General features: G+C 40.8%; 7 protein-coding genes and 2 pseudogenes. 5 read left to right on the top strand and 4 right to left on the bottom strand.

Features of this window, described 5'->3' with window-relative positions:
• From I3257_RS13735 to I3257_RS13720, 4 genes and pseudogenes are all read left to right on the top strand, one after another.
• Window positions 1-200 (top strand): annotated as a pseudogene (locus I3257_RS13735) (DNA polymerase III subunit beta); the annotation flags it as partial.
• A 181-nt stretch (window positions 201-381) separates the two neighbouring features.
• Complete coding sequence (recF, locus tag I3257_RS13730; RefSeq protein WP_238050114.1) at window positions 382-1587, top strand: DNA replication and repair protein RecF; 1206 nt, start codon at window positions 382-384, stop codon at window positions 1585-1587.
• A 502-nt stretch (window positions 1588-2089) separates the two neighbouring features.
• Window positions 2090-4705 carry a DNA topoisomerase (ATP-hydrolyzing) subunit B gene (gyrB, locus tag I3257_RS13725; RefSeq protein WP_238050113.1) on the top strand — a complete coding sequence of 872 codons (2616 nt, stop codon included), beginning with the start codon at window positions 2090-2092 and terminating at the stop codon, window positions 4703-4705.
• A gap of 141 nt (window positions 4706-4846) precedes the next feature.
• Window positions 4847-5428: a manganese efflux pump MntP family protein gene (locus tag I3257_RS13720; RefSeq protein ID WP_238050112.1), complete on the top strand. Its 582-nt coding sequence runs from the start codon at window positions 4847-4849 to the stop codon at window positions 5426-5428.
• Between the two features lie 123 nt (window positions 5429-5551).
• On the opposite strand, the gene rlmF is transcribed toward I3257_RS13720, so the two are convergent.
• Together rlmF and I3257_RS13710 are read right to left on the bottom strand one after the other, a co-directional pair.
• On the bottom strand, window positions 5552-6589 hold the full coding sequence (rlmF, locus tag I3257_RS13715; RefSeq protein WP_238050111.1) for a 23S rRNA (adenine(1618)-N(6))-methyltransferase RlmF: 1038 nt from the start codon (window positions 6587-6589) through the stop codon (window positions 5552-5554).
• Window positions 6590-6654: 65 nt separating this feature from the next.
• The gene (locus I3257_RS13710; RefSeq protein WP_238050110.1) at window positions 6655-7392 is read right to left on the bottom strand and encodes a LysE family transporter; all 738 of its coding nucleotides are present in this window, start codon (window positions 7390-7392) and stop codon (window positions 6655-6657) included.
• A gap of 216 nt (window positions 7393-7608) precedes the next feature.
• On the opposite strand from I3257_RS13710, the gene I3257_RS13705 reads away from it, so the two are divergent.
• On the top strand, window positions 7609-8424 hold the full coding sequence (locus I3257_RS13705) for a crotonase/enoyl-CoA hydratase family protein (RefSeq protein WP_238050109.1): 816 nt from the start codon (window positions 7609-7611) through the stop codon (window positions 8422-8424).
• 15 nt (window positions 8425-8439) lie between these two features.
• On the opposite strand, the gene I3257_RS14240 is transcribed toward I3257_RS13705, so the two are convergent.
• Both I3257_RS14240 and I3257_RS13695 read right to left on the bottom strand, forming a co-directional pair.
• Window positions 8440-11331 carry an ATP-binding protein gene (locus I3257_RS14240; RefSeq protein ID WP_238050108.1) on the bottom strand — a complete coding sequence of 964 codons (2892 nt, stop codon included), beginning with the start codon at window positions 11329-11331 and terminating at the stop codon, window positions 8440-8442.
• Window positions 11332-11839: 508 nt separating this feature from the next.
• Window positions 11840-12083 (bottom strand): annotated as a pseudogene (locus tag I3257_RS13695) (hypothetical protein); the annotation flags it as partial.

The raw sequence follows: 12083 nt of genomic DNA, 5'->3' as shown, positions 1-12083 counted from the left end.
ATGAAGCGGTGGAGATGATACAGGCGAAGTATCAAGGTGAGCCGATGGAGCTGTCCTTTAATGCTGCTTATTTACAGGATGTGCTTGGCGTGATTCAAGGTGACTTACAAATGCACATGAGTCAATCAAACGCGTCGGTGCTAGTCAATCAGCTGAATGATGAGTTCCATCAGTATGTCATTATGCCAATGCGTATATAGTTTCTGTATAATTTCTATATGTTTTCAATAGGTTTAATAGCAGGGACTAAAGACACTCAGTTTGCACTTAAAAATTGAGGTAAGCTGAGTGTCTTTGATTAAAATTCAGTATTTTAAATTTAATAATTATTAAACTTTTGCCTATTTTTATAGGTAGCGTCAATAGGCGGTTGTCGGCATTATGATTGAACGTCTACAAATATCTAACCTACGCAACCTGACGCACGTCAATCTACATGCAACAGCTTGCAACGTCATTATCGGTGCCAATGGCAGTGGAAAAACTTCATTACTTGAAGCTATATTTCTGCTATCAAGAGGAAAAAGCTTTCGTCATCACCAGCCAAAACGCTACATTCAGCATCATCAAAATACAGTGACTGTGTACGCTAGACTCAATGATAGCAATACCTTAGCTATCCAAAAACAAGCTGACGCGACCACAATTCTACGTCTGAATCAAACCACTGTCTATAACCAAAGCATCTTAACTGAGCAGCTACCCACGCTACTGATAGATCCCTCAACGATGGATATGTTAGAGCAGGGGAGTGCTAGTCGTCGCCAGCTGTTAGATTGGTTAGTGTTTCACATGAAACAAGGCTTTCATCCACAATGGCTCGCCTATCAGCGTCTATTAAAACAGCGCAATAGTTTACTAAAAAAGACACGTCATTTGACCCAAGTGCAGCTCGCTGAACTAAAATCGTGGGATAAAGGACTTAGTAATCATGCGGCACTGATTCATCATTATCGTGAACGGATATTTGCAGAATGGCAGCCTTATTTTGCTGAAAGTATCGCGCAGTTATTGCCTACTTATGCGGAGCAATTGAGCCTTAGCTATAATGCTGGTTACGATACGAATGTTGCGCTGGATATACAGCTTAACGAGCGCTTAGAACAGGATTTGCAACTGGGATATACTCGTATCGGTAATCACCGTGCTGATATTCATGTGCATTGGCGCTCTAATGACTCGGCAGCGTCGAATAACAATTTCTCAGATACAATGCATGAAGCGGACACTAACCTCAAAATACCTGTTATAAAAGAGCAGGCAGCCAATGTGTTGTCGCGTGGTGAAAAAAAGCTATTAATCACAGCACTGCGTTTATCGCAACTGCCATTACTGCTAAATACTCAAAAGACTAATGATCTATCAAATGATAGCGCTCATGCTCAGGTGACACCAGTGGTATTACTAGATGATATTACTGCAGAGCTTGATGATAGGGCGATAGATATTCTATTGTCGACGTTAGCGCAGCTGCCATGTCAAGTATTTATGACCAGCTTAACCGATGATATTTTGCCTTTGGTGCATCAATATTGGTCAAAACCCAGTACGTTTCATGTGAAACAAGGTCAAATCTTGAGTCCTTAATTATCTCCTTTATGTTATTTCCTTTCTCCACGGTCTTTCATATCGATACTTATCTACCTGTCATTTCGTAATGATATAGGCTATCTTTGCGAGCTGGTTTTATAGGCATAAAACGCTCAGTAAACAGTGACTTAGAGGCAAAAAAATGCTAAAATAGGGCTTTATTTTTGTCCTGTTCTCAGCAAGTTGTTTGATGACGTTATATAGGTGTTTTTCAATGCCTGTAAATTTCTAAGTATTTGATAAATAGATGTTTTATTTGCTCTCTTGGTTTTTATAATGTTTAAAAAAAGAAGCCGATGTTAGAGAAAAAAAGCGCGGACTTGAAACTCTTTTTAAGTCGCTATCAACACTCAAGAATTTTTAGCTAATCGTGTTTTAGCTGGTAATGCTTATCAAAGGTTTTGACTATAAAAATTAAGTCTAAAATAACGTTATGAGGCGTCATCGTAGTGGTGCGCTAATAACAAACGGCTGATTATGGCTAGATTAAGGAATGCACATGAGTGATTCATTACCTACCGACCACGAGCAACTGACGTCAGACAGCATTGCTGAAACTACGGCACCAGCGGTGGTTCCTGAAAGTTTACCTTCTGATTATAGCTCCAAAGATATTCGTGTATTGCGCGGGTTAGAAGCGGTACGCGTACGCCCTGGTATGTACATCGGTGATACTGATGATGGTACAGGCTTACATCATATGGTCTTTGAGGTGGTGGATAACTCTATCGATGAGGCACTCGCAGGTCATTGTGATCAAATCGATATCATTATCCACGAAGACGAATCTGTGAGCGTCATGGACAATGGTCGCGGCGTGCCTGTCGATATCCATCCAGAAGAGGGTGTATCTGCGGCGCAGGTCATTATGACTGTCTTGCATGCAGGCGGTAAGTTCGATGATAACAGCTATAAAGTATCAGGCGGCTTACATGGTGTTGGTGTCTCGGTCGTTAACGCCTTATCGAAAAAGCTTGAAATGAATATCTGGCGTGAAGGCTATCATTATCATCAAACCTATACCGATGGGGTGCCTGATGCAGACATTCAGCAAATGGAGCCAACCGACAAAACCGGTACGCAAATCCGCTTTTATCCCAGTAGCGATGTGTTTACTGGCACCATCTTTGAGTACGATATTTTAGCGAAGCGTTTGCGTGAGCTATCATTCTTGAACTCGGGTGTACGCATTGTTTTAACGGATGAGCGTATTGATAAGCGTCATGAGTTTGAACACAAAGGCGGCTTGTCAGAATTTGTCAGCTATATCAATGCTGGTAAAGATGGCATCAATGAAGTCTTTCATTTTGTGAGTGAGCAAGATGACGGTATCAGCGTCGAAGTGGCATTACAGTGGACAGATACTTATAACGAAAAAGTGTTTTGTTTCACCAATAATATTCCCCAAAGAGATGGCGGCACGCATCTATCTGGCTTTCGTTCAGCGTTGACGCGTTGTTTGAATACCTATATGGATCGCGAGAATCTCTTCAAAAAAGAGAAGGTCGTTGCTACTGGTGATGATGCGCGTGAAGGTCTGACCGCTATCGTATCCGTTAAAGTTCCAGATCCTAAGTTTTCGAGTCAAACCAAAGATAAACTGGTATCAAGTGAAGTAAAATCAGCGGTCGAATCAGCAATGCATGATAAGTTTAATGATTATCTGCAAGAGAATCCAAGCGCTGGTAAGGCTATTGCTGGCAAAATCATTGATGCCGCTCGTGCTCGTGATGCCGCTCGTAAAGCGCGTGAAATGACGCGTCGCAAGACCACTTTAGATATCGCTGGTTTGCCTGGTAAGTTAGCAGATTGCCAAGAAAAAGATCCGGCATTGTCAGAGCTTTACATTGTGGAGGGTGACTCTGCAGGTGGTTCAGCAAAACAAGGTCGTAGCCGCAAAACCCAAGCGATATTGCCATTGAAAGGTAAAATCCTAAACGTAGAGCGCGCACGTTTTGACAAAATGCTGTCTTCTGCTGAGGTTGGTAACCTCATCACTGCGCTTGGTTGTGGCATTGGTCCAGACGAATATAATCCGGATAAAGTACGTTATCATAAAATCATCATCATGACCGATGCGGACGTTGATGGATCACACATTCGTACCTTGCTATTGACCTTCTTCTTCCGTCAAACGCCTGAGTTGATCGAGCGTGGTTATATTTATATCGCTCAACCACCGCTTTATAAAGTGAAAAAAGGTCGTCAAGAGCTGTACCTAAAAGACGACGAAGCACTCAAAGCGTATTTATTATCATCAACGATTGACAATACTAAGCTGCATATCAGTGCGGATGCTCCTGCTATTACGGGGCAAGCGTTAGAAACGCTACTAAATGACTATAACCAAACGCAGCTGATCAAAGCCCGTTTGCAGATTCGTTTCCCAGTAGTGTTATTGGATGCGCTGACGCATACGCCGAAGCTTAGCACTGATATGACTTATGATTTGCCTGCGATGCAAGTTTGGAAAGAGGCGATGCAAGCCCAGCTTGAGCACTTCGGTAGTGATTTGAGTCCGGAGATTGAACTGGTCAATATCCATGCGCCGCAGCCTAAAAATATGGATGCTGCTGCTGCTGATTTACTGGGTATGAAGCCTGTCATTGAAGTTGAAGGCGGGGAAAATGTTGACGCTGAAGCTCCAGTAGCAAAAGAACAGTGGCTACCGCGTATTACGGTGTATGTGCACCAGTTAGCCCATCATTATCTGCTAGATGCTAGCTTTATCAATTCGGGCGAGTACAGCAAGTTGCTGCGTTTATCTGCTGAATGGAATACCTTGCTTGCAGAGGATGCCTTTATCCGCCGTGAAGCAAGTGCGGGAACCACTAAAGACATTCCTGTACGCGACTTTGATTACCTCTGGCAGCAGATGATGCTTGATGCGCGTCGTGGTCTAGCAATTCAGCGCTATAAAGGGCTGGGTGAAATGAACGCTGATCAGCTCTGGGATACCACGATGGATCCTGAAAACCGTCGTATGCTACGCGTGACGATTGAAGATGCGATTGCGGCGGATCATATGTTTACTTGCTTGATGGGTGATCATGTTGAACCGCGTCGTATTTTCATTGAAGAGAATGCATTGACGGTGTCTAATTTAGACATCTAAGTTGGACATAAGGGGTTGCGAAATCATTGTTAATTAATTAAAAAAACCACCGCTTTGGCAATCAAGGCGGTGGTTTTTTAATATTAGAATTGTTTCACGTGAAACTTAATTTAATAAATGCTTTAAATAATGGATATAGAAATGATCGAAGTTATTTTACTTGCTATAGCATTGGCAATGGATGCGTTTGCGGTATCAATTGGGCTAGGGGCTAAATCGCAAAAGCACTCATCTGCTTATGTGCTGCGTTTAGCGGTTTATGCAGCGCTGTATTTTGGTATTGCACAGGGTGTGATGCCGCTGATAGGTTATCTATTGGGTGCAGTATTATTAGGCTGGTTAGCGACTGCTGCCCCGTGGATTGGTGGTGGGATTCTTATTGTGCTTGGCGCTAAGATGTTATATGAAGTGTTTAATGGTGAGGTTGAAGCGGTATTAGCAGGCAGTTTCGATGAAAATATACAAGAAAAAATCAATCATCGTATGATGTTTACATTGGCTATTGCTACCAGTATTGATGCAATGGCAGCAGGCTTTACTTTAAACTTACTGGTAGTTAATGCATGGTTAGCGTGCTTCATCATCGCTATTGTCACCGCTGGATTTGGCTTTTTCGGTATCTATTTAGGTAAGCGTTCAGGTACGTGGCTGGAGGATAAAGCTGAGATACTTGGTGGATTAGTATTGATAGCCATTGGTATAAAGGTGATGTTTATCCGTTAATAAGCATCATTATTTGGTTTGATTCTCTACAATAAAAAGCACCCCTTTGATGATCAAAGGGGTGCTTTTTTAATAAGGGCTTTGTTTCACGTGAAACTATAACTATTTTATATTAACTACTATCTATTCTTCGTCAGTATCAAAACGCCATGCGAGTATACGCGTACTTTTTTGACCTTGGCTCATCTCAATGATGCGCATTTGGGCAACACCAAGTTGTTTTAGCAGTAGTTGCATTGGTTTCACGTTTTCTGACTTTGAGACTAAACTTGTGAACCAGCCAACATGCTCAGCGAAATCTTGACTCTCTTTTGCCATCTTGGTTAAGAAGGCAATCTCACCGCCCTCAGACCATAGCTCTTTATGCTGACCACCAAAGTTTAGGTTTTGCGCGGCATTGCCCGACTTGGTTGAGCTGCGGCTGATTTGTGCGTTCTCATTCTTACCACGATGTCGTTGCAAATTATGTTGCTTACGGCTATTGGCTTCCATCGCTTCTTCTAATGAGGCATGGAACGGTGGATTACATACCACCACATCAAAGTAATCTTGGCGACCGATGATATTTTTAAAAATAAATTTAGGTTCGGTCTGTAGTTTGACTTTAACGGCACTCTTGAGCTTTGGATTGGTCTCACAAATAAGCGCGGCAGTATTGACCGAAATAGGGTCAATGTCTGAGGCAGTAAAGCGCCAGCCATAGCTTTGGCTGCCAACAATAGGATAAATCGCGCTGGCACCCGTGCCAATATCTAGGGCGTGGATTTCTTTGCCAGTCGGCGGGGTATTGTCTTTATTAACATGCGTCGTTTGCGCAAGTAAATCGGCAATATAGTGAATATAATCGGCACGTCCCGGAATCGGTGGGCAGAGATAACCTTCCGGAATATCCCAGAATTTCACACCATAATAATTTGCTAGTAGTGCCTGATTAAGGACGCGCACGGCGGCGCTGTCTGAGAAGTTAATCGTCGACTCGCCTTTCGGATTGGTAATGGTATGCTTAGCAAGCTCAGGCAAAGCGCGAGTCAATACTTCAAAGTCATAACGACCTTGGTGCGGATTGCGCGGATGTAGCTGCCCTAATTTTTTAGCAGTTTCAGGCGATCTGTTTCGGTGATTATTGGCGGTCGGGCGACGGTTCATAGGCTTACTGGTCATAGTATCAGGCTTTGATGTTTGAATATAATGCACCATTTTAGCAGATTTCACGAGTCACTAGCGTCTTATCGGCTACGTAAAATCAGATTTAATCCCAATATTATCATCGCTGTACCCAATACACGGTCGATCCAATGTTCAAAACGCTGAAAGCGACGATGAATGGCAGGAATAGACAGTAACATCACCACGGTACTAAACCATGCCATCTGCAAGACCATCATCCAGACACCATAAATAGCCAATTGCCACAGTGGTATATCGGGTGAGAGTACGAGTGTAAATATCGCGACGAAATAGACGGGCGCTTTGGGATTAAACACATTGCAAAAAAAGCCACGGCGTAGAATGGAAGCGGTCGATTCAGTGTCAGTAGGCGGTTTTTTGGTCGAGATGGCTTTATCAGAAAGCTCGGCATCACTGGTAGAAGTCGTTTGCTTAATAAGCATATCTTGTGAAACGTGAACACCTGAATCTATTAGCTCTACTGGATTTACTAATTCTGATGTTTTTTTCGGTTTGGCTTGAATACCTTGCCAACCTAAATAAATAAGATAACTGCCGCCCAACCATTTAATAGCAGTGAGTAGTGGCTGCGAATGGGCGATGAGCGTTGCCAGTCCTAGCACCGAATAGATAATGTGTACGGCAAGACCTAAGGTAATGCCAAGACTACAAATCAAACCCGTGCGTCTACCTTTTGCCAAGGTTTGCTGTGAGACTAATACAAAATCAGGACCCGGAGAGGCGGCAGCGAGTAGATGGACGCTGGTGATAAGCAAAAAACCGTGCCAAAATTCCATAACGTGCTCTGATTCATTTCTTGAGTTGGATAATAGTTGCACATTAGCGTAAATGAGGTCAACTAATATTGATATCAGCTATTGATACTCATGCTAAAACGATGCTTGCGTTGCACCGAACGTATGTCTATATTGAAAGTAAGTTACATAATTTTTAGTAGTGTTAATTCGCCATGTGACAAACCATAAAACGATCGCTCTAATAAGGAGAAAAACATGACTACGGAAAGTAATAATAGTAATTCTACTAGCAATGACACTCGCATTACCTATGACGTCCAAGATTACATCTGCTTGATCGGGCTCAATCGCGCGGATAAACGCAATGCCTTTGATAGCCATATGATTAAGCAACTCTCTGAGGCACTCACTCAATACGAAAATGATGCCAATCTTCGCTGTGCGCTGATATTCGCTCACGGTAAGCACTTCACCGCAGGGCTTGATTTAATGGAGCTACAGGATAAGTGGGATAAAGGCGCATTTGAATTCGATGAAACCCAAATAGATCCATGGGGAATCGGTGGCAAACTGCGCAGCAAACCTGTGGTCGTGGCGATACAAGGAACGTGCTTTACCGCTGGGATTGAGCTGATGCTCAGTAGTGATGTGGTTATCGCCAGTGATAACTGCAACTTTGCGCAAATGGAAGTTCAGCGCGGTATTATGCCGTTTGGTGGCGCGACTGTACGCTTTGTAGCAGCAGCTGGCTGGCAAAAAGCCATGCCGTATCTATTAACAGGTAAAAACTTTGACGCGCAAACGGCTGATAGACTGAATTTGGTCAGCGAAGTGGTGGCAAATGGAGAAGAATACGAGCGCGCGCTAAGTATCGCACAAGAGATTTGCAACGCTGCACCGCTTGGCGTGCAAGGATTATTATCATCAGCACAAGATGCCAGTCGTAATGGCGCAAAAGTGGCATTAGCTAATATTCATGGTTATCTGCCACATTTGTTTCATTCAGAAGATGCAAAAGAGGGTGCGATGGCGATGGTTGAGAGAAGGGCGGCTGAGTTTAAGGGGCGTTAGAGTTTTTGAAACTAACTAAAAATCCTGCACTTTAAAATAAGGACTATCGCTATTTAGTTCTAACCATGCTTTAGGGATCGATAGTTCCTCTTCTTCTTTATGTTCTACTAAATTTTTGTTCCAATCAAAATAATGAAGTACTGTTCCAAATATCTCTTTTTGGTCTATTTTCTTTACAAAAGATTCAAAGTCGGCGAAAATTGGTAGATGACTCATATTACCTCTTCTGATTTCTAAGGCAATCCAAGTATCATTTTCCCATATAACCTCAAGTTTCTTTTGGAATGTTTTAGGTAGATACCCAGGTTTGCAAACATCACTATAGTAATGTTTTTTTATAAATAGCCTTGAACCGCTTAAATTTCTATAAGGAACATAGTGAGAAAAGCTTGATCTATATCCTCTTTCCCTTAGTTCGAAATAATTTCTAACCCAATTACTCTTCTCATATAAACTTTTATTACTAGCTGATGCGAATATAATATTCGTAAATTCGTTCTTTAATAGATTTTCTTCTAGCAGATAATTAGAACGCCCTACTATTATTTGTAAACTTTCCAATTTTGATGTTTGTAACATTGCTTTATCTAATATCATTATGCCTAACTTTGAAAAAATAAAGCATTCTAAGTATTTATAGCTACTAGCAGACTTCCAGCTCAGTTTCTCGGCTTTGACAACTAGATTATGCATATTTTCAAAACTACTAAAGTCTTTAGGTTTTGCTAGATTAAAAAAATCAATTACAGCATTCTTGACTATATCCTTGCTTAAAATATTTGTAAATATAGGACTATCATTTGTTAATGCATTTCTTTGTATGTTTAAAGGCAATTCCCCATCTTGATCGTAAACGACTATTGTAGGAGTCAAAGGCTCTATTATTGAGGTTTTTGACCAAGAAAATTTTACAATCGAAGCGTTAGATGATCCATACATACTACTAATTATAATACCATTACAAATTAGCGCTGGTGAAGTTTGTGAAGAGTTTCTATTACCTTCAGATAATTTATACTTAGTATGCGACCAAAGCAAATCGCTAAATACACTAGTTGAAATTCTATTCCAGCTACTATTGTTTAATTCGCTAAGACATTGGGGTACAATGATGTTCTGAGCTAAAGCTTTTGGTAAGATGTTTTCTAAAGATTCTAATTTCAAAACTATGCGTTTTACTTTAGGAGTGTTTAAACAATACCAATCCCATTTTCGTGAGTCGTTGTTTAAATACTTAATACTACTACTACTTGTTTTAATCGATATTTTAGTACCAATATGACAGCTAATATTTGATACCGTTACTGACTTACTCCCTCTACGACATTTAAACTTCAGCCCCTTATTCTTTGGACAATTTACATGCCTTGTTTCAACCTCTAATTCATCCCCAAGTAAATAAGCAGCTAATAATCCGATGCCGAATCTTCCAGTACGATGAATGTCAGAACTGCCATCAGTTTCATGCGTTTTTTTCCATCTGTCACTGTTTCTAAATGAAGCTCCAATATTTAAGAAGTAATTTTCGATAGTATCAAGTGTCATACCTATACCATAATCTTCTACAATTACTTCACCATAATTTTCATGCTCAATTACTGAAACACATACATCATAGTCATTAGGCTTATCAAAAGTAATACTTTGTTTGTGAATTATATCGTCACGCTCTAAACAAGCATCTACTGAGTTTTGTATTAGCTCTCGAATACCAATTTCAGGTTTATCGCCATAAAGTGGCGCGATCAATAGTTCCATCATTTCGGAATCAGCAGTTCGAAATTTAAGTACCTTAGGGATGAAGTTAGGGCTTTTATCTTCAATGTACTGCTCAATATCATCTAATGAAGAGCGTAGACGACGAATATTAATACCTAAATTAGACATTTCATCATATCTACCATAGATTTCACCTAATACTGCCCATACTTCATCAAGCTCTCTCTGCATATCACTAAAAAGCCGCCTTAAATCTTCGAAAATAAGTGCATCTTGAGGTTCAGCGTCTATGAATAGAGCTTCTGGGTCTTCATCAGCATGACTAATTTCAAGAATAGCATCATGTTTTTTCCATTCACCTTTCGATATAGGACTGATCAATGATTTAACATTTAATAGTTGTGAGGGTGCTCTAGTTGCTTGTACCTGAATATAGTCAGAGATACGAAGAACAGACATCAAGAATGGAACGTGAGTATTTAAATGAATCCTTCTTTTTTTACGCTGTATCTCATCGACAGCTTGTCTTAATGACATATTGTGACTTTTAGCTATAAATCCACATAAATCTAAAAAATGTCGTCTTGGTTCATCCGCTAGCTTGAGCGTTTTTCCATCAGTTCCTGGTACACCATTGAATACAATTTCATGTGCTATTCGAGCATGATGTCTCCTGATAAACTCGCCAATTAGTAACTTATCCCTAGTTGTTAACTCTATTTTGTCTTTTGGAATGTCACTTACAGGTTTAGTATCATCAAAAATTGATTTGAGCTTATCGGAATTGAAGCGCTTGGCTTCTGCTATGTAGTCAGACCACATTACACTCCATTTAGGTTCTGCTTCCACATATTGAGACCTAATTGGTGGATACGTATCTCCTATAAGAGAATAAAATCCATCTTCCGTAATATGCATTGCACAATCATGAAGTAATACTGAGATTATCATTGCTGATACGTCCTCAGGCGTTATAGTATTCCAGCTTTCATCCATAATAATACTCTGGGATGTTGCTAAAACTTCATTCAAATGTATGAAGCTATGATCAGTATATTCAGGAAAAAACACCGTTGTATTAGCATCTAGCCAAGGTTTAAGATTACTTACGCTTGTTAGAGTGAAAGAATAAATACCAGAGTCTTTTTTTAGTACCTTTTCCATTCTTTCGGGAATATTTATCGCCACTGAAAACCCTTATTTTAAGTTGAATTCGATTATAAATTTATATTTCATTAAACTATTATATTCCACAGCTAATAATTATATGATCTATTGTAGCAAAGAGAACCAAAGTTGACTTGAGTATTAGCTACTAAGGGTTTCAAAAAAACGCGATAGTTAGTCTTAACTTTAGAGCTTGCCCTGAAACGCAGTTTAGCCCTGACAGTAGCGGCTATCCTGCTTGAATAGGAGTGTTGCGAAGGCTAGGTTTTGGGGTAGTCTCGTGACCAAACAGGAATACCCCAAGCCGTTGACTCACCACGGCTAGATAAGCAGATAATAGCGGATGGCAGGATTGGCTCCAGCTTCATAATAACTTTGATAACCACGAAATCTAAAGCAGCACTTCAAAACACCATCAAGCAAACCAACCATACCAACCAAAAAAAACCTCGCAATCGCGAGGTTTTTGTTTCATCTAGTATGACTGACTATAACTACACCAGCGTCAGTATTAACCACTCAATTATAATTATTTAGCCGACTTATAGTAGTCAACCATCATAGTGCCTAACGTGCCATTGTCATCGATAGTGACGATTCTGACCGTACCTGACTGTGATGCGGTACTAGACTGCACTTGTCCAGCACTACCTAAGACGACTTGGTTGTTTTTGGTCGCTTTTGCCTCGTTACCGATAGCGATGCTGTTCATGCCGCCAGCCATAGATTTATTGCCTAACGCTACCGAGTTTGCACCTTGTGCGGCTGCCGCT

Origin of the sequence: Psychrobacter sp. Ps7, from assembly GCF_022129225.1 — a bacterium.
Taxonomy (GTDB): Bacteria; Pseudomonadota; Gammaproteobacteria; order Pseudomonadales; family Moraxellaceae; genus Psychrobacter; species Psychrobacter immobilis_A.
This window is presented reverse-complemented; position numbering and strand designations above follow the sequence as displayed.

Coding starts and splice junctions, on each gene's coding strand:
- recF (WP_238050114.1), top strand. CDS start 382: ATGATTGAACGTCTACAAATATCTAACCTACGCAACCTGACGCACGTC.
- gyrB (WP_238050113.1), top strand. CDS start 2,090: ATGAGTGATTCATTACCTACCGACCACGAGCAACTGACGTCAGACAGC.
- I3257_RS13720 (WP_238050112.1), top strand. CDS start 4,847: ATGATCGAAGTTATTTTACTTGCTATAGCATTGGCAATGGATGCGTTT.
- rlmF (WP_238050111.1), bottom strand. CDS start 6,589: ATGACCAGTAAGCCTATGAACCGTCGCCCGACCGCCAATAATCACCGA.
- I3257_RS13710 (WP_238050110.1), bottom strand. CDS start 7,392: ATGGAATTTTGGCACGGTTTTTTGCTTATCACCAGCGTCCATCTACTC.
- I3257_RS13705 (WP_238050109.1), top strand. CDS start 7,609: ATGACTACGGAAAGTAATAATAGTAATTCTACTAGCAATGACACTCGC.